Source organism: Mesorhizobium muleiense, assembly GCF_900099905.1.
GTDB lineage: Bacteria > Pseudomonadota > Alphaproteobacteria > Rhizobiales > Rhizobiaceae > Mesorhizobium > Mesorhizobium muleiense.
The window spans coordinates 21,400-42,732 of record NZ_FNEE01000026.1; the positions used below are offsets into that span (position 1 = coordinate 21,400).

Consider the following 21,333-nt stretch of genomic DNA (forward strand, 5'->3'; position numbering starts at 1 on the left):
GCGGCCGATTGATATCGGGAGGATAGGGAAATGAGCGATCCGGGCGTCGAGCGACGGTTCGGTCGTCATCGCAGGATCGCGCCGTTCGAGCCAGACGAAGCAGGCTCAATCGATGCGTTGCGCCTGAAATCGCGGCAGAAGGCCGCTGAACTCAACCAGCATGTGCTTGGCTACGGCGCAATGGCGGAAGCCGAGTGGCACGCCGCCGGCATTGCTGCTCCCGACCTGCCCGCCATGCGCCAATACCGGCTCGACCGCATCCGCGCCGAGCTGAAGCGCCGCGGCTATGCGGGAGCCTTGCTCTACGATCCGATCAACATCCGCTATGCGACCGACTCGACCAACATGCAGCTCTGGGTCGCACACAATCCGACAAGACATTGTTTCGTTGCCACCGAAGGTCCGGTGGTGCTGTTCGACTATTTTTCCTGCGAGCACCTTTCCGACCACTCCGGCGTCGTCGACGAGGTTCGGCCGGCAGTGTCGTGGATCTATCTCTACAGCGGCGAACTCACCGAGCAAAAAGTCCGCCGCTGGGCCACCGGGATCGCCGATCTGGTCAAGCAGCATGGCGGCGGTATCGGCCGCATCGCCGTCGATCACATCAATCCCGAGGGCGTCGAAGCGCTCGCCCGCCTCGGCATCTCGATCGGCAATGGCGAAGCGCTGATGGAAAATGCACGCCTGATCAAATCGCCCGACGAAATTCTGGCCATGCGCCGGTCGATCGTCGCCTGCGAGGCGGCGATGGGCGAGATGGAAGCAGCATTGAGGCCAGGAATTTCCGAAAACGAACTGTGGGCCGAACTCCACCGCGGCAACATCGCGCGTGGCGGCGAATGGGTCGAAACCCGGCTGTTGACGTCCGGCCCGCGCACCAATCCCTGGTTCCAGGAATGCTCGTCGCGAACGATCGCAGCCGGCGATCTCGTCGCTTTCGATACCGATTTGATCGGCCCTTACGGTTTCTGCGCCGACCTGTCGCGCACCTGGCTCTGCGGCGACACCGAGCCATCCAACGAGCAACGCGAGCTGTTTCGCATCGCCGCCGATCAGATCGCCCACAACATCGGCCTGATGCAGCCGGGCACATCGTTCCGCGATCTTGTCGAACGCTCGGCGGTGCCGCCCGCAGATTGTTTCCCGACGCGTTACGGCGTGCTCTATCACGGTGTCGGCCTGGCCGACGAATACCCGACGCTGCCGCATGCCATCGACTGGACCGAAGACACGCCCGACGGCGTGCTTGTGTCGGGCATGGTGCTTTGCGTCGAGAGCTATATCGGCCGGCTTGGCGGACGCGAGGGCGTCAAGATCGAAGAGCAGATCCTGATCACCGAAACCGGCAACGAGCAGCTTTCGACCTATCCGCTCGACGAGCGGCTGCTCGGCGACTGATTTTTTATGCGGTCGCCGCGACCACCTCGCGCAGCGCCTCCACGATCTTTTCCGGTGTCGTTCTGGCAGTGATGAACGGCAGGCCCTTGCGCCGCGTTGTCCAGCCGACGACTGTGACCGCTTCCGCTGCCGGCTCGAAGCGCCGCGCATTGGCCCAGCTCTGGCAGTCGATGGCCGCGACATCGGCCTTGCCCTCGGCAATGGCGACGATCGAGGCGCGGTGGCCACCGCTTTCGCTGCGCTCGGAGAAGATGTCCAGGCTTTCGCCCAGCGCCTCCAGGTCACGCGCCGGCGCGATAATGCCCGACATGGAATCGAGGCTGTTGAAGGTAAAATGCTTGCCACGCAGGACATCGAGCGGGATGAGCGGGCTGCCGTCGGACGGTGAGCCAACCGTTGGCGCTTCACCTGCACGCATCACCAGCGCACTCGAATAGAGTTCACCCTGCCCGCCCTCGAACGCGTCGTAACGCGGCTGGCCGACCAGTTGAACATGCGTCGCCAGCCCGAGTTCCATCGGACCCCAGCAGGTCTGTGCGAACAGCAGCGCCGGATGCAGCCAGAGGCCGAAAAAATCCAACTCGTCCGGCGGCAGCGTCGCCGGATCGGGCGCCATGACCTTTCCGGCGGCGTCGCGGATGCCGCCGTCCACAGGCCGCAGATCGGCATTGACGCGAGCGATGGTCTGCGGCGCGTCGATGCCTTTTTGCCGGAAGGCATCACGCAGCCGCGCCCATTGGGCGTCGACCTCGCTCCGCATTTCAGACCAGTCGTACATCGGCAAGCCGGCAACGAATAGCCCCATGTAACCGCTTGTCATCGTTGAATTTATTTCCTTTTATCGTTGCGCATGTTGCTCAACATGTTGCGGATCGTTGCGTATTAGACCATATCGCAGCGCATTTGATGCCTGTAGATATCACAAGGTAATACCGAATGGAGCCTTGTGATACTAAATGGGAACAATTGTAACGCGTAAGCGCGCCAATGGCACCGCTGCCCATATGGCGAAAATCATCATCAAGCGAGACGGGAAAGTTGTCCATCGCGAGAGCAAGACATTTGATCGCCGGCCAGCGGCGGCGGGCTGGATCGCCCGGCGCGAGGATGAGCTTTCCCAGCCGGGCCAGATCGAGCGAGAGAGCGCCGACAAGGTGAAGCTGCGCAAGGTGATAGAGCAGTACCGCAGCGAGAGCGCGACCGTCATCCGTCGATCCAAAGCGCAAGCCCTAAACATGCTCCTGAGGTTCCCGATTGTTGACATGGTGTGCGACGAAATAGCCAGCCCCCATATCGTCACTCTGGCACAGGAACTTTCGGCAGGGCGACATTCAAACGCCCGTCACCCGACAATCCGAACGCCGCAAACCGTAGCGGGGTATCTGTCGCACCTCTCACCTATCTTCGATATCGCAAGGCCGGCATGGGGGTACCCGCTCGACAAAAGCGCATTTGATGACGCCTACGTGGTGCTTAAGCGCATGGGTATCGTCGGCAAGTCCAACGTTCGCGAGCGCCGCCCGACGATGGAAGAACTAGAAAAGCTCATGACCTTCCTTGCCGGGAGGAAATCGACGGCAGCACCAATGACCAAGATCGTCCCGTTCGCCCTATTCTCGACGCGGCGGCGGGAGGAAATCACCAATATCCGGTGGCCCGACCTGGACGAGCAGCATTCCCGCATCTTGGTCCGCGACATGAAAAACCCGACCGAGAAGACCGGCAACAACGTTTGGTGCGACCTGCCCGAGCCGGCTCTTAGGATCATCCAGGCCATGCCGCGCAGCGGCGACAGGATATTTCCCTATGTGCCCGACACCCTCGGAAAAGCCTGGAGCGAAGCTTGCGACATGACAGAGATCGAGGATCTTCATTTTCACGACCTACGCCACGAGGGAATAAGCCGGCTGTTCGAAATGGGCTTAAACATTCCCCACGTCGCAGCTGTCTCCGGACATCGCTCTTGGCAGTCCCTAAAGCGTTACACGCACATTCGCCAGACCGGCGACAAATACGCCGGCTGGAAATGGCTGGAGGCCGCAACGAAAAAGCCCGGCGATTAAGCCGGGCTTGAATTCTCCCAAGGAATTAGCAGTCCTTACCCTTGGGCCGGTGCGGTCGCTAATGGTCCGCCCTTTTGTAGCTTCTAGTTCGCTTGCTCAGAGAGCCGGCGAGGTGCTGCGCTTGCGTTGCGTTTATCGCATCAAGCGTTGCGAAATGTCAAGCAGCAGCTGCGACCGCCTTGTATGCCGCCGCACGATCCTTGTTCTGGCGAGATTTCATCACCAGGACCGTGACAACCACGATCACCGCGACCGCAATCCCGGCGATCAGGAGCCAGTTCGGTTCACCGGTTATGGCAGCATCGCCGCCGCCGACAGTCGCGCCGCCGCCCGCCGCGCCGCCTGCGCCTTGCTCCTGGGTCCTGGCTTTGCCCGCCGCCTTGTCAGCCTCAACGTCAAGCTCGATCTTGCGGCTCGCGGGAGGCGTTCCGGCGTGAGCCAGCCACATGGCGACGGCCATCGCCTCGACATCAGCAACGCGCCTGGACCAGCCCCGTTTAAACGTGTTCCAGATTTTCAGGCTTTGCATGAAGCCCAGGCGCTTGGCGCACAGGCGCTGGATCGTCTTTTTCTTGTCGGCCAGGATCACCGCTTTGAGCGTACCAGGCCCGATCTTGCCGTCAGCCTTGACGCCGACGACGGCTTGCAGATAGCGCACTGCGCGCGACGGACCCGAATTGACGCCGAAGTCGAACGTTGCCAGGTCGACACCGTGGGGCAGATCGTCGCCACGGATCGGGCTCCAGAAGCCGCCACGATAGATAAATTCAACGTCCGTCTGACTGATGTTGCGAAGCTGGGTTTTGCTCGCGCCAGGCTTGAAGCGGCGGAACGTCGCAAGCGTGATCCCCTTCATAGTCGCCCCGCCTGGGTCTTTCGGATGGTCGGACCATCCGCCCTCATGCACGAGCGAGACTTTGAGACAGGCAGGCAGATTTCCGGAAGCCATTGCGATTATCTCCTTGAGCGTGAAACCGCGACAACTATCCCCGGCAATGGTTGGCGGTATCGAACGCTCCGGCGCGGGTACTCCTGCCAATCACCTCCTGTGAGATTGGTGAACATGGCCGTCATCGTCCGAGTAGATCGGCGCTGGGCCGCGCATGGAGCAGTGGACCATGAACCCGGCGAAATGAGGCAAATCAGGGTGACGGGGCCGCGACCGGAATGAGCCGGCTCGCGGCTCTTTCATTTTCACCAGTCTAGTTTTTCCTCGCCGTATGCCAGCAAGTTACCTTTTGGGTTGCGGAACACGATCCGATCCTCGCCGTCCTTGCGGTCGCGGCCGGTGAGCCATCCCAACTTTTTCATGATCCGGCCGACGCGCGTTGAATGCTTCCAGTCGGCATCCTTTTTCGGAATGCCAAGCGCCTCGAAAATCTCCAATTGCGTGATTGACGTTCGCGTCTTGAGCATCGGCGCGATGTGGTCGACCCACACGTCAACGTCGGTGCGCTTTTCCTGTTCGGCCTCGACCGCTTCCTGTTCTTCCTCACGGACCCACCATTGCGCACCGGCCTTGAACAACGCCACAGCCTCAGCCCAAAGCTGATCACGATCCCGATAGATCGCGTCGATGTTGATCTTGCGCGCCTCAAGCGGCCAGAAGCGGCGAGCGCCAGTCGGATCGCGAAGATATGCGTTGCCTTCTGGGTTGATCGTGCCATTGAGAACGACGCGGCGTGGCACTTCAATGACCGAGCGACCGTAAGGCGGGCGAAAGCGGTCTGCCTGACGTGACAGGAATTTCTTTACGGCGTTGGTTTCGGCGGCAGAGAAGCGGTGCATTTCCGCGACCTCAAGGCCCCATATGCCCTGCAATTCCATCATCGCATCCTTGGACCCGATGTCGGATAGTTCGTCAGTGAAGAACTCAGAGCCATAGAGCGCCCTCAGCGCCGTCGACTTGAGCAGCCCTTGCGGCCCTTCAATGATCGGCATTGTGTCGACCTTGCAGCCAGGCTTGAGCCCGCGCGCCACGCTGGAGATCAGCCAACGCTCGCTTACGATTGGCGCATAGTTGTCGCCGACGCAGCCGAGGTAATCGTTGGCGAATTGCTTCACGCGTGGCTTGCCGTCCCATTCGAGGCCGCCGAGATAGTCGCGCAGCCGGTCGAAGCTCGAATGTTCCGCGACGGTCTGGATCACAGCTGCGATATTCGATGCCTTCGGCGTCATGTATCGGCCCTCAAGCCACATGACCGCCTCGCTATAGTCGCGATCCTGGACGGCGCGAGGTTCCCAGGCCGAGCCTTTCGCCTCCCACGGCGGGCGACGCATCAGCATGACGCGCAGCTTGAAGGCGTCGAAGGCGAACACGCCGACCGTCTCGGGATGGTTCTCCAGGAACAGGCCCCAATTTTTCGTGACGCCAGGTTTGATCTTGCCTTCCTCATTGCAGATCAGGCCGAGTTGCCAGCCATCATCCGCCGCGACAGTCTTGCGCGTATGAAGCTGGGTAACGGTCGCCGCCTCGGGCTGGGCTTGCTGCACCGTGCGCGCCTCAGGCACGGGCTTGGACGGGCTGGCAGGCTTCGCAGGAGCGGCGGCAAGCTCGCGCCTCTCAGCGGGCTCGCCTGCCGGCTTCTGTTGCGGTGGCGACCATGGCCTAGCGGTCGCGCGCATGAATGCGTCAAGCTGATCTTTCGACCAGCCATCATCAACCGCGTCGGCGCAATCCCAGCCCTTCTTTGGCTGCTTGCCTGCCTGCCAGTCTGAAAAGGAATATGTCATTTCTTGGCAGCGCGACCGGTCTTTGCCCACACCATGCGGCGACCGCCGCCGCGCCCACGCTTCACGTCGAGATCCAGGCCGCGCGTGCGAAGCTTCTCCTTGAATTTAGGCATTCCGACACACAGGGAATTTTCGGCTGTATCAGGCCCGCCATCGGGATCGTCGGCATACATCGCGCCGACGATATCGCCGGAGGAAATAAACCTGCCGAAATTGTTGGCGAAGATATCGAACAGCGCGCGCTCCTTCCGCGTCAGTCGCAGCGTGCGCGCGATCTGAAACGGGTTTCCGGTGCCTTCCTTGAAGCCGCAGCAAGGGCAAGAGTTCATTTCGCCGCCCTCTGCATCATCTTCACCGAGCAACCGATTTTCGTCAGGAGCGCGGCGATCTCGACGGCAGTCCGCAGGCCAGGCACATCGTCATCCGGCCAGATCACGACCGAGCGCCCGACCAGCGGCGACCAATCGGCATGATTGAGGCCGTAGGTTCCGCCCGGCCAAGAGACGACATTGCGACCGCTGGCGCTGGCGAGCTTGTCGCGGCACTTCTCGCCCTCGACAACTATCACCTGCCCGTCACGCAGTCCGTCGAGCCCATAGAGCGGGCGCGGCCTGGGAAACGGGAAACGCGACCAGCATTCTTTGCCGTTCGGCAGGCGCACCCACATGACCATCGGGGTTTCCTTGCCGCCGTCAGGCAGATCGTGGCGCAGCACGTAGCCAAGCAGCGTTCCGGTCGCACGATAGTAGGGAAACATCATCGACGGCGTGAACGATCCCCATTCGCGCTCTGTGCCCGCGCGCTTTGGATTGTAGAGCGTCACCTTGTTTCCGGCGATGATCGTCCGCGCAGGATCGAGCGGCGTGATCCCCGCGTAAACATCCCTCGCCTCGACCTTGCGCGGCTCTATGTTCGGCCCGGCCTTGCCACCGCCGAGGATGCTGATTGCCTCCTTGAGATCGACGCCCTTGATCCCTTGAACGAAGTCGAGAACGTCGCCTCGCTCTCCGCAGCCAAAGCACTGGAAACGCTGGACGTGATCCTTGCCCTTGAAAATCGTGAATGACGGCGTGTCTTCCGCGTGGAACGGGCAGCAGGCAACCCATTCGTCGCCGTCATTCTCAAGCTTGACCCCGAAGCTTTCGACTGTGGCCGGCAGGGAAACATCGCGCCGCAAGCGCTCGACATCGGAAGCCATGGAAAATCCCTACGATTTGCAAAAAATCTAAGAAGCGTTCAAAGCCCGAGAATGCGCCTCAAGTCGGCCTCATCCCGCGCGACGCCGGCCTTGCCTCCAGCGCCGTTGACGGCATTGATCCACGCGAGTTGTTCACTCGTTGGCCTGCCGCCTTCCTTCACCTCGACCTGAGCGTAAACAGCGACGGTTGAGCCGATCATGTCAGGCGTGATCTCGACCCGAACCCAGCCGCCGAGATCAGACATTCCAGGCACGCCGGCATGGAACGGACGCGCGTTTCGGATCACGATATCGCCACGCGCGAGGTGAAAGACGCCGGGGCCAGACAGCACTTTGTTGCCAACCCAGGCCATGCCGACTTGCTGCCTGAAAAGTCGCGCCCCGAGAGAGGACGCGAGCTTTTGCAGCCGGCGCATTAAATCGGCTTCGGCCATTACCTCGCCCTGCATTCAGCGACCATAGCGAGGCGCTTTTCGCCGTAGGCGATGAGATCGGCGTTGCCTATCTCGCTGCCCTTGGCGATTGCGAGCTTGGCGGTATGCTCCAGTGGACCAAACCTGTCGGTCTCAACCGCGCCGTTCTTCACCGCGAGCGCTCGCTTGCTCATGGCGATATCGAAGTGGACCCAGGAAGCCCGTTTGTGCTTACCAAACGAAAGCTCTTGGTGGCCCTGTATCCACTTCCGTTGAACGCCGATCTTGTCGACCATCGCCAAAAGTTCATCGTCGGTATCGGCCCACATGTGGCACATGACCATGTTGCCGAACGGCGCTTTCATGTCGTCAACGTAGACAGCCATTGCCTTGCCCTCAGAACGGAATTTCGTCGTCAAGCTGGCGTTGCGAAGACTGACGAGACGCGCCGCCGCCGTCCCCGTTGCGCGCAGTCCCGCCAGACTGCTCGCCGTAGCTGCCGCTCTTGTTGCCCGGCCTGTCGGCGTTGCCGTTCTGATCAGACCGCGCACCGCCGCCGCTGTCGCCGAGCAGGATCAGCTTGCCACCAAAGCCAGTCAGGACAACCTCAGTCGCGTAATGATCGACGCCATCCTTTTCCCATTTGCGGGTTTGCAACTCGCCCTCGATGTAGACCTTGCTGCCCTTCTTGACGTATTTGTCGATGACGCCGATCAGCCCATCATTCCAGACGACGACGCGATGCCATTGCGTCACCTCTTTCTTTTCGCCTGTGGTCTTGTCCTTCCAGCTTTCGGACGTGGCGAGAGAGAAGTTCGCGACCGAGACGCCGCTGTTGAGATTTTTAATATCGGGATCGGCCCCGAGGTTGCCGATCAGCGTTACTTTGTTGAGTGAGCCGGCCATTTCAATAAACTCCCAGGATGAGGCGATACCCTTGGCGGTAGCCGACATTTTCCACAGCGATACCGGACCCGGCCAAGCGAGCCCGAAGGTGACAGAGAGCCACCTTGAAAGCGGCGTACATGCGCGTCGGCGACGGCCCGCCATCGGGATCGTCCGAGTACATGGCGTCGAAAATTCTTTCGGTCATGACGGGCATGCCTTTGCCCTTCCAAACCGCGCCGAGAATGCGAGCCTCAAGCGGCGTGACCTTGTAGCGATCGATCACGATATCCAGCGTCGGAACGGTCACCCGCTGCTTGCAGCAAGGACAATCGATAGGGGCTAGAACCAGGCCCTTTTTGTCGGACTGCATTGAAGGCGCGGCCCGCTCAAGCTTGGTAAGATCGTCGTCAACCATGCTCGTGACGAACGACGCTGCCGTATGACGCGTCTTGAGCGCGTTGACGTTTATGTGCTGCTTCATCATCGGTAATCCCCTTGCCTTTCCGCCTTTTTCGCAAGCCTCGCAGTCAGAACGTGAGCCGCCCATTTTTCGGGCGACTTTGATTTTTTGGCCGTGGTCGTTTCGAGCAGGATTTTCAGCTGCTTCCTGATGTCGGGAGCAAGATCGTCAGTGAGGCCCTTCTTGATGTCGGACGCCAATTGACGGGCCGTCTCGTCATGCTGGCGCTTGCGGTCGCGGCGCGCCGCCTCCAGGTCGATTTCTTCAAGCTCCCCGTCGACTTCGCCGATGACGCGCCCGCCCAGGCCGAGCGCGTCGCGTTTCTTGACCGGATAAACCAAGCCGCAGTCCGGACATTTCGGGGCCGGGTCGTGCGAGTAAAAGCACCTCGTGCATTTCATAAGCTCTTCTTCGCGCAAGGCTTTCGCCGTACCCTCAAGCGACCATTCGAATTCATCATCAGGCAGACCGAGGCGAGCGAAGCCGCCGACGAGATCGAGCAGGATATGAGGAACGCCTGTCCCGTCTTGCCGCAGCCCGCGACCATGTTTTTGCAGATGCCGCGCCCGTGATCTCGAAGGCGAATTATCAAGCACCGCCTCAATCGTGACGGGCCGGTCGACCTGGGCGGCGAGATCGAAGCCCTCACAAAACAGTTGGCAATTGATGATCAGATCAATCTGCCTGTCGGCGAAGGCGTTGAACGCAGATACCCGGTCAGGCTGAGGCGTGTTGCCATCGAGTGCGACGGCCATGATCCCTTTTTCACGGAACGTAGCGGCGAGACGTTCGGCGCTGGCGACCGAGGGCGCAAAGCCGATTGTGCGCTTGCCGAGGGCGTACTTGCGCCAATGCTTGACCGCGTTAGAAAGAACGGCCTTGCCCGACATCAGATCATCAAGCTCGGACGCAACATATTCGCCGCCGCGCACGTGGAGCCCGCTCAGATCGAGCCCGGCAGGAGAGAACGCGCGGTATCTGGAGAGGTGCCCGTTGTCGATCAGCCAGCGCGGCGACGGCCCCAGAACCATCGTATCCCAAACATCGCCAAGAGGCTTACCGTCCAGACGCTCGGGCGATCCGGTGTAGCCGATCAAGCGCGCGCCTTCGGCCTTGTAGTGCAGAGCAACCGCCGCCCATCCAGCCGCCGCCGACAGGTGCGCCTCATCGACCATGACGTAATCCGCAGGGATTTTGCCCAGGCGGTTTCTCAGCGACGCAATCGAAGCGATAAACACCCGATGATACGGGTTGAAGTGATAGCCGGCCGCGATGTAGGAAAACGGGATGCCGAATTTTTCGAAGGTCTTGGCGGTTTGCGTAATTAGATCGACGCGATGGACGCAAAAGATGACGCGCTTTCCGGCAGCTATGATTAGCTTGATCAGCGCCGCCGCAAGGACGGTTTTGCCGAAGCCGGTCGGAGCGTATGCCAGGACTGACGCATGCGTGCGCAGCGCAATCCTAAGCTTGGCCCGAACGTCTTCCTGATCTTCGCGCAGCGTGATCATTCAGCCGAAGACCCAAGCAGCAGCTGCGCCTTAGGAGCCTCAAGCGGCTTGGCTCCCGGTGCGTCAGACGTGCAGAGCCGGCCCCAGCTATCGCGCAGCAGCTTGCCATTCCAAGACATGTAGTTGAGGCTCATCTTGGCTTTGCTTGTCGAGCCGTCAGCCATGAGGCGAACGAAACCGCCCGCCGTCTTGGCGTACAGGTTGCCGTCGCGCTCATAGATATCGACTTGTTTGAAAACACCGTTGATGATGACGATTGCCGCCTCACCCTCGACTTGCTTGAAAAATCCCATGGCTAATTTCTCCCGATAACCAGTCGCTTGATTGCGCTTTCATGCGGAGCCATCCGGCGAAGGCGAGCGCCGAGCAGCAACAAATCCTCGACCTCGCGAGCCGTGATCGTCAGATGAGTTTCGCCGGCAATCACGCCGCCGAGCATCGTGCAGTGCAGAACCATGCCGTCGACAAAATCCGCTTGCTGAGCCAGCGTGAGCGCCGGTCGCGCCTCGTCGGTCATTGGACTTCCGGCGTCAGATCGTCAGACGTGAGCGGAATATTGTAGTTCGATGCGACCTCGATCAGCAGTTCTTGATCTCTGCCGCTGATCAGCCCCTTGTCGTCGCGCAGCGCCCGGCTGATCTTCGACCTGTGCCGATTTAGGACGCGAGCGAACTGCGATGGAGGCATGCCGAACTTTGCATGCACTTTTTGCCACGGAGTTTTATGGATTTTCGTCAACGAGGTGTCTCCTTTTGGTGCATGTTTCACAACAGTACGTTGCGTTTTTCACATCGTCAAGCCTAGTCAAGGCACGATTAACCTAAAATCGCTAATCCCCATGGCCTATCCCGTGCGCCTTGATACTTGTTGCGAAAGCTGCAACAGTGCGGATGCGGCGGAGATTTTTCAAAATCACGCAACGGTGTAAGCATGCATAAGACGATGGAGAGACCGGCTATCGATAAGGATTGGTTCATCGAAAAGCTGGCGGAAGGGGGCAAGTCAGTTCGCGGCTTGGCCCGGCACTTAGGGGTAGACGCGTCCGCAGTTTCGCGGATGTTTTCAGGTCAACGTAAAATGAAGATGGAAGAAGCCAACGAGATCGCGAGATTTCTAGGCGTCTCCGTCGCTGACGTTCTTGTTCATGCCGGGGTGTCTATTGGCCTGGAGGAACAATCCACAAACATTTTGCTTGCCGCAATCATAGACGAGCGCGGCGTTATGGAAATGCTCGCGGACCCAAAACCGCTGCCTCAGGCCGTGATTGAGCGCGCCCAGGCATCGATAACGGTTCACGGGAACAGCCGAATCATTGGCGCACAAATACGCGCCCTGAAAGGGCCACTGTCCGTCATGGATGACGCTGTGGTTTTGTTTCGGCAGGCAGATAGCATCGATCCGGCTGCGATTGGTGCACTGTCTATCTGCCGGGCTCGCGACGGTAAGCAGTTCCTTGCCAAGATCGAGCGCGCCAGGAAGACAGGAGAGGCAAGTGTAATCTGCGCGACTGGCGAACCGAAGGAAGTTTCGCTTGAAGCGGCAACGCCTGTCTTGGCGATGATCCCATAGAAAAAGCCCGCCTAACTGGCGGGCTTCCTATTTTATACCATTCTACCGATTAGGCGAAGGATCGCCCAGGGTCGAAATAGCCGGCAGTGAAGCAGTCGTGTTTCAGCGCTCGGGCAACGAAGGCGCGGAACCGGCTCAGCGGCGCAGGATTGTCGTGAGCCTCGGAGCGCATCGCGTTGAAGTCCAGCGCGGAGCGTGCGTCGAGCCAGGGCAGCGAAAGAACGGCGCTGATGGTGGCAGCAAAGAAAAGATACCCCGAATAGAACAGTCTGGTATAGCGCATCGGTTTTCCCTTTCGATCAGGATGAGGCAGTCTGCGCGGTCAGCATGAGCGCGAGACGGTTGAGATCGCGAACTGGTGGAATTAAAAGACGCCCGACACCGGGAGGGAGCCGGGCCGGGCGATTTAGCGGTCGCTCGGGAGGAGGTGAGCGACTGTTGCGAATAACGCACGCCTCCCACGTTTCGTCAATCGATTAAATTCTGAAATCCTGAAATTCAGCCTATTGACCGTTGCGCAGTGTTGCGCTTATTGTTGCGATGATGACAACATCAACAACAGTAGGAGCAACAGCAGTGAACCAACTCGTCACGATCCCCAAGGGCTTCAAGCCGGGCGTCTATCACGGCGTTCCGAATGAAGCGTATCACGCCGGCCCAGGCGTCTCTAAGTCGGGCCTGTGGACGATAGAGACGCAATCGCCGGCTCACTACAAATTCGGCGAGCGCACGGCAACTAAGGCGCTCGACTTCGGCGAAGCCTGCCACCTCGCCATCCTCCAGCCCGATCTATTCGAGGCCAAGGTTGTTCGCGGCCCAGACGACAGGCGCGGCAACAAGTGGAAAGACCTCGCCGAAGTCTGCACGGCCGATGGCAAATTGCTGCTCACCTCGGGTGATTATGATGGCGTGCTTGCAATCCGCGATACCGTTCACGCCGACGAGCGGATCAACTCAATCATCACAGGCGGCAAGCCCGAGATCGAGGCATCCGGCTACTGGATCGATCCGGCGACCGGCCAGATTTGCCGTTGCCGCCCCGATCTTAGCCGCCCCGACTTGCGCGGCATCCTTGACGTGAAATCAGCGAGATCGGCGCACCCCGACGCATTCGCTCGCGCCGTCATCAGCTACGGCTATCACGCCCAGGAGGCCCACTATTCGGACGGATGGCGAGCGCTTGGCCGCGATGTCGATTGGTTCGCCTTCCTCGTTTTCGAGAAGGAGCCGCCTTACGCCTTCGCAGTCTACGAGCTTCCGCCGTCCATCGTGGACGAGGGCCGCGCCGTCATGCGCAAGGCGCTCGACACCTACGCCGAATGCGTCAAGGCCAACCATTGGCCGGCATATGGTGAGGGCGTTCAGGAGCTTTCGTTCAAGCGCTGGGCTTACCGGCTCACCGAAGCGCCTGGGCTCGACAGCGAGGAAGCGGCGTGACGCTCACCCTCGCCGGCCGAACCCGTAAATTTTGGTGCGCGGCGTACTTCTATCGCCGCGCCGATCCGAGCCGAAACCGCGCCATCGCAGTCGCTGTTCTGGTGCAAGTCAAAGAAACCACAGTCGGCACGGTCCAGGATCGCGCCGCCAGCCTGTTGAGAGAGATCAATGTCGCAGACCAGCACACTACCTATGCGGGCTGAGCAGAAGCCGGTCACGCTTCGCGATCACGTCGCGAGAATGCAGACCGAGTTTGCCAAGGCCTTGCCAGGCCACATCACCGCCGAGAAGTTCGTTCGCACCGCTCAGACGGCGATTGCGTTGACGCGCAATATCGAGAAGGTGAAGAACCCGCAATCTCTGCTTGCCGCATGTACCAAGGCGGCAGCAGACGGCTTGATCCTGGACGGGCGCGAGGCTGCGCTTGTCGTTGATTACAACGGCGATGTCCAATATCGCCCGATGATGCGGGGGCTTCTGAAACTCGCCTACAACAGTGGAGCGATCAAAGGCATCGTTGTTGAAATCGTCCGCAAGGGCGATGTTTTCCGTCACTCGCCGACAAACCTTTCGCAGCCGATCCATCACGAAATTAATCATGAAGCCGAGCGCGGCGAGCCTCACACGGTCTATGCGCTTGCCGAAATGAAGGACGGCGGAATTGTCCACGAGGTCATGTCTGTCGCGGACGTGAACCGCATCCGCGACCGATCCGACGCCTACCGGGCATTCAAGGCGAACAAGATCAAGTCGACGCCCTGGGCGACCGACTGGAGCGAAATGGCGCGCAAGACGGTGTTTCGTCGCCTGTCGAAATATCTGCCGTCGAGCAGTGACCGCGACGCGCTGCACCAAGCCGCCGAGCGGATCGATGATGATTACGACTTTGAGGCGACCAATGGTGGCGAGACCGTTCCCGCCGATCCGTTGCCGACCAGCAAGAAGCGAGGCGGCGCGGCGGCGGCGCTCAAGGACGTTACGCCGAAGAAGGCGGAGCAGGCGAAGCCCGAGCCCGAGCAGGACCAAAGCGACGAGCCCTATGACCACGAGACGGGCGAGTTGCTGGACTATGACGGTCCCGACCAGCGACCGGGAGACGACATATGAGCGCCGAGACGATCCCCGGATTTTCGCGCGTGGAAATCCGCACAGGCGACAAGCGCGACATCGCGAATGCTGCCTACGAACTTAGGCAATTGGCCGACGAACTCGACAGGATCGCCGGCCTTGGACACTGCGACGAAACCGCGACGATCCTCGCTCACCACAAGATCAAGGCAACGTCAAAACTACTCAGGGGAACATGATGCAGCTTGAAGACGGAAAGTTTTACCGCAGCAGGATCGGCGACAAGACAGGGCCAATGCGCGCCGGGCCGGATGGAAATTACTTCTGGCTTGGCAGGGCGTACACCAAGGACGGCTATTACAACGGCGACGGCGAGCCCAGCCGCCATGACCTCATTGAGGAATGGAAGGATCAGCCGCCAGCCAAGCCTGCCGACACCGATCACGTCTTGCAGTTCTTCGCGTTCGACCACCTCCCACCCGCATTGAAGGAGATCAGCCGGCCGTTCGGACAGATGGCCGAAAACATGACCAAGACCCTACCCCGCAATCCCGAGCGCACCAAGGCGCTCAACAAGCTACTGGAGGCCAAAGACGCAGCCGTCCGCGCCTTCATCGCCAAGTAGTCAACCAGAGAACCGAAGGGAAAATCCATGGACGACATCACAGAGACATCGCAGACCGTCGCAGCCGGCCAGTTGCGCGCCTTCATCGAGCGCATCGAGCGCCTGGAGGAAGAAAAGAAGACCATCGGCGACGATATCAAGGAAGTGTTCGCCGAGGCAAAGGGAACAGGCTTTGATACTAAGGCCATGCGCACGATCATCCGCCAGCGCAAGAAGGACCAGGCCGAGCGGCAGGAGGAAGAAAGCATTCTAGACCTCTACAAAGCCGCACTCGGGATGGTCTGAGGCCAAACCGCGCACCAACCACCACGCCAGCAACGGAGATCATCCACATGGCAAATCAGACTGGAATAGCAATCGTCATCAAGGCATTCCTGCCGACCGGCAAGACGCTGGACGAGCAGTTCAACGCGCTCAGCATCGTCAGGGAGGCGCACGCGACCGGAGACTATGCGACGCTCTTGAAGGCGGCGACCGTCGAAGACGTGAAGACAGAGCAGAAGACGCGGCGGATCGAGGATCAACCGCAGAGCAATAGCGAAGTCCAAGAGAAGGTCGAGACCGAGGATGGTATCGAAGGCCAAGAGCAGGCCGAGAACGATCCAGACTTTGCCGAGGTCGAGGGATGGAGCGATGTCGAGGAGGCCCCCGTGGCGGCCGACGCTGACGTTCCGGATTTCTTGAAGAAGGACAAGAAGTCGAAGGCGGCATAACACTGTTGCGCTAATCGCAACATGTTGCTATATGGGAACCGCGACGCGTTTAAACGTCGTGGTTCTTTTCGCATCAGGAGCGCAACACATGATCGCCCGACACATCGGATGCCTCGAATGCGGCAAGCTCTGGAATGACCGCAAGGCGGGCCGACAGTTTTGTTGCACGACATGCCGCATGGCTTTCAACAATCGACGCATGAAACGCGGCGCAGAACTCTATGACCTGTTCCGCGCCATGCGCCGCGAGCGTGACCAGGCCAAAGCCCTTGGCCTGTGGTCGGAAATGTGCCGCCTCGAATTGCGCTGGCATCAGGAAGACGAAGCGACCAGGCCAGGCCGGCGCTCTTACATGCCGCCAGCCAAGGCGCTGGCGAACTTGCGCGAGACCGGGCGCTTGCCGATAGGCGATGTCTTGGTGCGCGACAACGCAACCGGATCAAGGCGGAGGGCGTGATCATGGTGTTCAACTCAGATAGCTACTACGCAAACAAGTATGCCGCCAGCGCATGGGAGAACCTAGCACGAGCACGTGAGATCAAGGGCAGGATCGAGCGCGGTGAACAGGTCTACGATTGGGAAGCGAACCGCATAGGAATGTTCGCGCCTCGCCCTGATCGATATGCGCCTAAGCCTCAGCCATCGGCGCTTGAGGGCTCTCAACCGCCGCCGCCGATTATTTCCAGCAGCCTTGCGCCGAGCCGTAGCGCTTGGTCGAAACGACCCATCGCGACAAAGGTTCTTCCTCAGTCGCGAGGCGCACCGGATTGTTGATCTTCGGCGGCGGCGTCCAGCCTGCGCAATTGCTCGCACTCGTCGCGCACCCCGCCAAGCTCAACGCACAAAGCAGCAGCATCCATATTCTTGACAGTCGCATCGACATCGTTCCGTTTCTGGTAGGCCTTCACTGTGTCTTTCAGGACTTCGACGCGCCCATCAGAACGGCCCTTGGCGTATCCGCCAAGGAACAGCGCGACACAGATCAACGCCGCCGCCACGAGCCTCCAAAGCAACATTGTCACTTGCTCGCCTCGTCATCGTCAGGCAGGACAGCGGCGCGAGGGCGCATCCAAATGTTTGTGAGAACCACGAAGATCGTGAAGTACGGCAGATACTTCGGTGGAACGATGTCGCCCCAATAGATGCCACCAAGCGATTGCAGGATATCCGGCAGCGCGAGGGCAGCGGCGGCGAGGATGTTGAAAATCCAGGTGCGCCAGCGGCGCAAGGTCTTGATCATGGCATGATCTCCAGGTTCGGCGGGAGACCATGAACCGGCAAGAGTTGACGCGGAAAACTCAGGTGATCCGCAACCAATGCCGAATAGCCGCAACGGCGGCATCGCCAGCCCACATGATAAGCGCGCCGAACGACAAGCCACCGAGCGCCAGGAGGCCGGCGATCCCGATCCCGATTGTCTTCATGCGCTTCCAATCCTGGACGGACGGAAGAACTTCATCTTGGTTTGCCTCGACCTTTCCGGCGAGCGCCTTGATCTCGTCGCGAACCTGGGCATCAACCTTGCCCGCGATTGCCACGTCAGTTCTCAGGTTGGCAATCTCGTTGCCCTGCTCGTCAAGCCGATGATGGATGACGGCGCGGCTTTCATGCGCAAGACGCTTTTCGTCGCCGAAGTCGTCACGCAATCGGTTTACGCCTTCCTGGACGCGCCCGAGAGCTAACATTACATCGTTGATGTCTGCCAATAGACCAGTCTCCGCGCGGCTATTGGAATAACGTAGCTAGAGGCAAAAGGTTGGCTGTACAAACAGCCTGCTACACCTCTTGCGAGTAGGTCCGGTGGTCTGGTATCGCTTTCAAAATGGGTGACGAGGTCTGATCATGCGCGGCAAGCGGGGCGAGCGACTAATTGGTCTGGATATTCTTAGGATTTTCTCGGCTTTTTCTGTGATGTTTTTTCATCTTGCTTTCTGGTCATGGGCACCAGAGGCCGACAACACCCCGAAATTAATCACCGGGGGCATGCACCAATTTCCAGAACTGATTTCGCTCAGTTGGTGGGGATGGGTCGGCGTAGAGACGTTCTTTGTCATCTCGGGTTTCGTCATCTCTTTTTCGGCCTCGCAGGCCACACCGGAGTCGTTCTTCTTCGGGCGCGTCTTCCGGCTCCTGCCCTCGGCCGTCATCTGTGCCACGATCACGGCGGCGGTTTGCGTGGTCGCCGCGCCGTTGACGCTTACAGAAATCATCGTGCGATACATCAGGTCCGTGATCTTCTGGCCCGGAGGCCCTTGGATCGATGGCGTCTACTGGACGCTCGGCATCGAGGTTGCGTTCTACAGCCTGGTGCTTGTGCTCTTGGCCATGGGTCGGCGGCATCTGATCGAGCCGGCCATGGTGGTTGTCGGCCTCGCCAGCTTGACCTTCTGGCTCGTAAGTGATGGCTTGCCAGACCAATTGCCGATTAGGGTCATGCAACTCACGCTGATGCACCATGGCATGTACTTCGGCCTTGGCGTGGTCATGTCTGCCGCCTTCATGCGTGGTCTCACACCGCTCAGGACTGGCCTCTGCGCCCTATTCCTTGCCGGTGGAACCATTCCAATCACGCACCAGGTTTCAGGACTGGCCGCGATAGAGGGGCTCTCGTCGCTGTGGACCCCGGCTTTCGTCTGGATCGCGTGTGTCGTTGCCTTTGGGCTCTTCATTGCCTTCGATACCAGGATAGCTGCGATCCTTAGTGATCGGACCAAGCGGGCAATAGCCATGCTCGGGGTCGCGACCTACCCGCTCTACCTGCTCCACGACATCTTCGGGGCTTGGCTGATGACGATCATAGCCGAGCGCTATAGCGCGTTGGCCTTCAGTATGATCGTCACGACGATCATGTCTCTCGTAATCGTGGCCTTCCTTGAAGCGCCGCCTGTGCGCGCGGCCATCAAAGGCGCGATCGCAAAGGCAATGCTGATCAGTACGCGAGCAGATCCTTGGTGGAGTAAGTATCGCCCGTGATATCGACCACCAGCCGCTTGGCTGTGACGATAGTCGTGCAGGTAAGGCTAAGCGCAAGTTTGCCCGCGTTGTTTATCAATGTCACAGCGCTAATAGTGCCGATGTGCGAGGGAACGCTCGTGTTGGGGATGATGCTGAAAGTCGTCCCATCAAATGACACCATAAGGCTAGTGTGGAAGGCGTGATTGTTGTTGTTCAGCCGCAGCGAAATGCGCGCGAGAAGCCTTGTCGGCATGTCCATCAGATCGATAACCTGCGCCCCGGCATCGGTGAGGGTCAATAGCTTCTGGAACTGTAGATGGCGGATGGTGACGCCGTGATTGATGGTCGTGCCGACGTAATCCAAGAGGCCGGTCGGGACCGTGTTGGTAATGATACTTTCGAGTTCGCTGTTGTTGCTTGCGCGCACTAAAGTCGGGCAATCGGTTGCGAGTATCTCGCCACGAACAATCGCTCCAGCCGTGAGGTTGATGGCGAAGTCGCAGTCTTTGGCGTAGCCGTTCTGGATGCTGCACACTTCAACTGCGGAGCCGCCGCCGATGTTGAAGCCGTATTCGAAGCCATGCGCCCGGATATTCGAAAAGTTACAGGCAGGCGCAGAGCCATGTTCTGTTGCAAGGACATAGACGCCATAAAAGCCCGCTTTCGTCCCTGTCGGATGGCTCGGGTGAGCGATGTTGTGCTTGACGACAAGATTGGAAACGTTGATGCCTTCCGATGGGCCTTGGCCGCCGCTCTCGGCGGAACGGGAAATGTATAGTCCGTGATCGATAGTCTCGCGGACGGTCACGTTCGATATCTGGCCCTCGCGCTGCTCATCCTCGATGTGAATGGCCTCAGAGCGGGTATACTTGATGATGGTGTCGGCCAGCAGCCAGCCCTTTGTCCCGGCCACGCTCACGCCAAAACCGGAGCCGGGGAAAGCCGACCCGTTGCCCGTCTCCATGATGTTGCCGTGCATCAGGAAGTTCTGCGCATTCGCGTTGAAATGGTTGAGCGCGATCACGTCGGCACGATTGGAGTACATAAAGCTCGACGTAATAATTACGTCTTTAAGGTTGGTGTCGCTGGCATCGTCGGAGAGAATACAGTACGACGCAGCCTTCAAGTCAGCGTACCCAAAGATTATCTTACTGGCCGCGCTGGAGCTATCGTTGACCGCCTGACCATCCAGAGACTCGGCGCGACCGGAGAAGCGATAGAACTCCGTGTTGTTCCCGATACTAATTGCTGGATTGTTGGCGGCTCCGTTGTCTACTATGCGTTCATCAACAACGACGTTGCTGACGGAATTGATCGTGTTGACAAGATACCTTTTAGACGCAGCGGCGCGGAGGGCTATAGCGTTTCGCACTGCCGTATTGTCATTCGTGATCTCGTCGCCTACTGCGCCGAGCATGTCCGCCGTAGTATTCTGCCCCTCAGAAAGCTGCCACCACGCGCCATCCAGGCTTTGGATTTTTCCGTTTCCGGCCGCTGGCTCAGCGCCAACCCTTTTGAATATCGCCTTACCGCCATCGCCAGCGGCAAAATATCCAGTCACTTCGATTGACTGGACCGCAACATTCACGGTCGCAGCTTCGACCCCCGCTTTGCTGTTATAGCGGGCGACAACAACCGTCTCCGCCGCACCCTCAGCGGCATCGCGAGCAGCTTCCGCCGCCGCCACCTGGGCGGGCACGGCAAGGATTTCGTCGGAAAGCCCCGCGACTATATTGATGTTGGCTGTGTTGTCAGCGACCGCCGTTACATCGTCGGCGATCCCCGCAACCACGTCGATCTCATCGACGCTATCCTTGAGCCTGATTATATTCGCAACCAGATCGTCCAATTCGGCGGGGTCGGAACTGATTGGTATCTGTATCGCGCGGTTGACTTGCTCCTGCAATTCCTGATCGCGCATGACGGATAGATCGGCTACCGTCTCCAACGTCTCGGCATAATATGCCCCCTGGTTTTCGAGATCGGTTTCCTGGACGAACGGAACCTTTCTCAGGATCGTGATCGTCTCACCAGCGGCGGGAGCAACGAGCGTGGTGATCTGCCCGCCGCCAGACGCGCCGACGCCTGAAGCGGTGTAATCGGCATCCAGTGTCAGCGTCGTCTCAACGCCGGTCGCCGTGACTGTCTTGATCACGAGGAGGTGAGCTTGGCTGATAATCCGAAACTCATAGTCAAAAACGGTCGTGACCCCGTTTCCATTGTACGGGCCGGAACGGTTCGTCTCGCTTGCAACGGTCATGGTGATCTCGCGCCCATAGGTTTCGGGCACGATAGGAGCCGA

At 59.5% G+C, this 21,333-nt stretch carries 30 protein-coding genes; 12 read left to right on the top strand and 18 right to left on the bottom strand.

Going from position 1 to position 21,333, the window contains the following annotated elements:
* Window positions 1–30 precede the first annotated feature (30 nt).
* Window positions 31–1,398: a M24 family metallopeptidase gene (locus BLT09_RS28615; protein ID WP_091599636.1), complete on the top strand. Its 1,368-nt coding sequence runs from the start codon at window positions 31–33 to the stop codon at window positions 1,396–1,398.
* Window positions 1,399–1,402: 4 nt separating this feature from the next.
* Here the strand turns inward: BLT09_RS28615 and BLT09_RS28620 are convergent, their stop codons facing one another.
* On the bottom strand, window positions 1,403–2,203 hold the full coding sequence (locus tag BLT09_RS28620; protein WP_091599639.1) for a phosphate/phosphite/phosphonate ABC transporter substrate-binding protein: 801 nt from the start codon (window positions 2,201–2,203) through the stop codon (window positions 1,403–1,405).
* A 151-nt stretch (window positions 2,204–2,354) separates the two neighbouring features.
* Between BLT09_RS28620 and BLT09_RS28625 the strand changes: the two genes are divergently transcribed.
* On the top strand, window positions 2,355–3,461 hold the full coding sequence (locus BLT09_RS28625) for a site-specific integrase (protein ID WP_091599642.1): 1,107 nt from the start codon (window positions 2,355–2,357) through the stop codon (window positions 3,459–3,461).
* A gap of 157 nt (window positions 3,462–3,618) precedes the next feature.
* Here the strand turns inward: BLT09_RS28625 and BLT09_RS28630 are convergent, their stop codons facing one another.
* The 12 genes from BLT09_RS28630 to BLT09_RS28685 form a co-directional block, all read right to left on the bottom strand.
* Window positions 3,619–4,410: a glycoside hydrolase family 108 protein gene (locus BLT09_RS28630; protein WP_091599645.1), complete on the bottom strand. Its 792-nt coding sequence runs from the start codon at window positions 4,408–4,410 to the stop codon at window positions 3,619–3,621.
* A 245-nt stretch (window positions 4,411–4,655) separates the two neighbouring features.
* Window positions 4,656–6,086: a virulence-associated E family protein gene (locus BLT09_RS28635; RefSeq protein ID WP_167366564.1), complete on the bottom strand. Its 1,431-nt coding sequence runs from the start codon at window positions 6,084–6,086 to the stop codon at window positions 4,656–4,658.
* 104 nt (window positions 6,087–6,190) lie between these two features.
* Window positions 6,191–6,523 carry a helix-turn-helix domain-containing protein gene (locus BLT09_RS28640; protein WP_091599650.1) on the bottom strand — a complete coding sequence of 111 codons (333 nt, stop codon included), beginning with the start codon at window positions 6,521–6,523 and terminating at the stop codon, window positions 6,191–6,193.
* The gene (locus BLT09_RS28645) at window positions 6,520–7,392 is read right to left on the bottom strand and encodes a CHC2 zinc finger domain-containing protein (RefSeq protein WP_091599653.1); all 873 of its coding nucleotides are present in this window, start codon (window positions 7,390–7,392) and stop codon (window positions 6,520–6,522) included. Before BLT09_RS28645 ends, BLT09_RS28640 begins: the two co-directional genes overlap by 4 nt.
* A gap of 38 nt (window positions 7,393–7,430) precedes the next feature.
* The gene (locus BLT09_RS28650) at window positions 7,431–7,826 is read right to left on the bottom strand and encodes a VRR-NUC domain-containing protein (RefSeq protein WP_167366565.1); all 396 of its coding nucleotides are present in this window, start codon (window positions 7,824–7,826) and stop codon (window positions 7,431–7,433) included.
* A complete protein-coding gene (locus BLT09_RS28655) occupies window positions 7,826–8,191 on the bottom strand; it encodes a DUF4031 domain-containing protein (RefSeq protein WP_091599658.1) in 366 nt (121 codons plus the stop codon). Before BLT09_RS28655 ends, BLT09_RS28650 begins: the two co-directional genes overlap by 1 nt.
* A 10-nt stretch (window positions 8,192–8,201) precedes the next feature.
* Window positions 8,202–8,711 (bottom strand): single-stranded DNA-binding protein, encoded by a 510-nt coding sequence (gene ssb, locus BLT09_RS28660; protein ID WP_091599661.1) that lies wholly within the window; start codon window positions 8,709–8,711, stop codon window positions 8,202–8,204.
* 1 nt (window position 8,712) lies between these two features.
* The gene (locus BLT09_RS28665) at window positions 8,713–9,177 is read right to left on the bottom strand and encodes a hypothetical protein (protein WP_244529149.1); all 465 of its coding nucleotides are present in this window, start codon (window positions 9,175–9,177) and stop codon (window positions 8,713–8,715) included.
* Window positions 9,174–10,664: a DEAD/DEAH box helicase gene (locus BLT09_RS28670; protein ID WP_091599664.1), complete on the bottom strand. Its 1,491-nt coding sequence runs from the start codon at window positions 10,662–10,664 to the stop codon at window positions 9,174–9,176. The genes BLT09_RS28665 and BLT09_RS28670 overlap by 4 nt, the downstream gene beginning before the upstream one ends.
* Window positions 10,661–10,957, bottom strand: a complete 297-nt coding sequence (locus BLT09_RS28675; RefSeq protein ID WP_091599667.1) for a hypothetical protein — start codon at window positions 10,955–10,957, stop codon at window positions 10,661–10,663. Before BLT09_RS28675 ends, BLT09_RS28670 begins: the two co-directional genes overlap by 4 nt.
* A 2-nt stretch (window positions 10,958–10,959) precedes the next feature.
* Window positions 10,960–11,181, bottom strand: coding sequence for a hypothetical protein (locus BLT09_RS28680; RefSeq protein WP_091599671.1), 222 nt, complete (start codon window positions 11,179–11,181; stop codon window positions 10,960–10,962).
* Window positions 11,178–11,402 carry a hypothetical protein gene (locus BLT09_RS28685; protein WP_139172704.1) on the bottom strand — a complete coding sequence of 75 codons (225 nt, stop codon included), beginning with the start codon at window positions 11,400–11,402 and terminating at the stop codon, window positions 11,178–11,180. The genes BLT09_RS28680 and BLT09_RS28685 overlap by 4 nt, the downstream gene beginning before the upstream one ends.
* Before the next feature lie 192 nt (window positions 11,403–11,594).
* On the opposite strand from BLT09_RS28685, the gene BLT09_RS28690 reads away from it, so the two are divergent.
* Window positions 11,595–12,233 (top strand): helix-turn-helix domain-containing protein, encoded by a 639-nt coding sequence (locus tag BLT09_RS28690; RefSeq protein WP_244529151.1) that lies wholly within the window; start codon window positions 11,595–11,597, stop codon window positions 12,231–12,233.
* A gap of 49 nt (window positions 12,234–12,282) precedes the next feature.
* On the opposite strand, the gene BLT09_RS28695 is transcribed toward BLT09_RS28690, so the two are convergent.
* Complete coding sequence (locus BLT09_RS28695; protein WP_091599677.1) at window positions 12,283–12,516, bottom strand: hypothetical protein; 234 nt, start codon at window positions 12,514–12,516, stop codon at window positions 12,283–12,285.
* 293 nt (window positions 12,517–12,809) lie between these two features.
* Between BLT09_RS28695 and BLT09_RS28700 the strand changes: the two genes are divergently transcribed.
* The 8 genes from BLT09_RS28700 to BLT09_RS28730 all read left to right on the top strand — a co-directional run bounded on the left by BLT09_RS28700 (window position 12,810) and on the right by BLT09_RS28730 (window position 16,533).
* Window positions 12,810–13,670, top strand: a complete 861-nt coding sequence (locus tag BLT09_RS28700; RefSeq protein WP_167366566.1) for a PD-(D/E)XK nuclease-like domain-containing protein — start codon at window positions 12,810–12,812, stop codon at window positions 13,668–13,670.
* A complete protein-coding gene (locus BLT09_RS34005; RefSeq protein WP_139172705.1) occupies window positions 13,667–13,873 on the top strand; it encodes a hypothetical protein in 207 nt (68 codons plus the stop codon). Before BLT09_RS28700 ends, BLT09_RS34005 begins: the two co-directional genes overlap by 4 nt.
* Window positions 13,839–14,777, top strand: coding sequence for a recombinase RecT (locus BLT09_RS28705; RefSeq protein WP_091599683.1), 939 nt, complete (start codon window positions 13,839–13,841; stop codon window positions 14,775–14,777). The genes BLT09_RS34005 and BLT09_RS28705 overlap by 35 nt, the downstream gene beginning before the upstream one ends.
* On the top strand, window positions 14,774–14,977 hold the full coding sequence (locus BLT09_RS28710) for a hypothetical protein (RefSeq protein ID WP_091599686.1): 204 nt from the start codon (window positions 14,774–14,776) through the stop codon (window positions 14,975–14,977). The genes BLT09_RS28705 and BLT09_RS28710 overlap by 4 nt, the downstream gene beginning before the upstream one ends.
* Entirely contained in the window at window positions 14,974–15,363 is a 390-nt protein-coding gene (locus tag BLT09_RS35275) for a hypothetical protein (RefSeq protein WP_244529153.1), read from the top strand. The genes BLT09_RS28710 and BLT09_RS35275 overlap by 4 nt, the downstream gene beginning before the upstream one ends.
* A 27-nt stretch (window positions 15,364–15,390) precedes the next feature.
* Complete coding sequence (locus BLT09_RS28720; protein WP_091599690.1) at window positions 15,391–15,648, top strand: DUF2312 domain-containing protein; 258 nt, start codon at window positions 15,391–15,393, stop codon at window positions 15,646–15,648.
* A gap of 47 nt (window positions 15,649–15,695) precedes the next feature.
* Entirely contained in the window at window positions 15,696–16,076 is a 381-nt protein-coding gene (locus BLT09_RS28725; RefSeq protein ID WP_091599693.1) for a hypothetical protein, read from the top strand.
* Between the two features lie 178 nt (window positions 16,077–16,254).
* Window positions 16,255–16,533: a hypothetical protein gene (locus tag BLT09_RS28730; RefSeq protein WP_139172706.1), complete on the top strand. Its 279-nt coding sequence runs from the start codon at window positions 16,255–16,257 to the stop codon at window positions 16,531–16,533.
* 289 nt (window positions 16,534–16,822) lie between these two features.
* Here the strand turns inward: BLT09_RS28730 and BLT09_RS28735 are convergent, their stop codons facing one another.
* From BLT09_RS28735 to BLT09_RS28745, 3 genes are read right to left on the bottom strand one after another with little or no spacing between them, the layout of a single operon-like run.
* A complete protein-coding gene (locus BLT09_RS28735; RefSeq protein ID WP_244529155.1) occupies window positions 16,823–17,074 on the bottom strand; it encodes a hypothetical protein in 252 nt (83 codons plus the stop codon).
* A 20-nt stretch (window positions 17,075–17,094) separates the two neighbouring features.
* A complete protein-coding gene (locus BLT09_RS28740) occupies window positions 17,095–17,316 on the bottom strand; it encodes a hypothetical protein (protein ID WP_091599697.1) in 222 nt (73 codons plus the stop codon).
* A 58-nt stretch (window positions 17,317–17,374) separates the two neighbouring features.
* Window positions 17,375–17,782, bottom strand: a complete 408-nt coding sequence (locus tag BLT09_RS28745; protein ID WP_091599698.1) for a DUF1515 domain-containing protein — start codon at window positions 17,780–17,782, stop codon at window positions 17,375–17,377.
* A 136-nt stretch (window positions 17,783–17,918) separates the two neighbouring features.
* Between BLT09_RS28745 and BLT09_RS28750 the strand changes: the two genes are divergently transcribed.
* Complete coding sequence (locus tag BLT09_RS28750) at window positions 17,919–19,049, top strand: acyltransferase family protein (RefSeq protein WP_091599699.1); 1,131 nt, start codon at window positions 17,919–17,921, stop codon at window positions 19,047–19,049.
* Here the strand turns inward: BLT09_RS28750 and BLT09_RS28755 are convergent.
* Window positions 19,006–21,321, bottom strand: a complete 2,316-nt coding sequence (locus tag BLT09_RS28755) for a hypothetical protein (RefSeq protein WP_091599700.1) — start codon at window positions 21,319–21,321, stop codon at window positions 19,006–19,008. The genes BLT09_RS28750 and BLT09_RS28755 overlap by 44 nt on opposite strands.
* Between the last annotated feature and the right edge of the window lie 12 nt (window positions 21,322–21,333).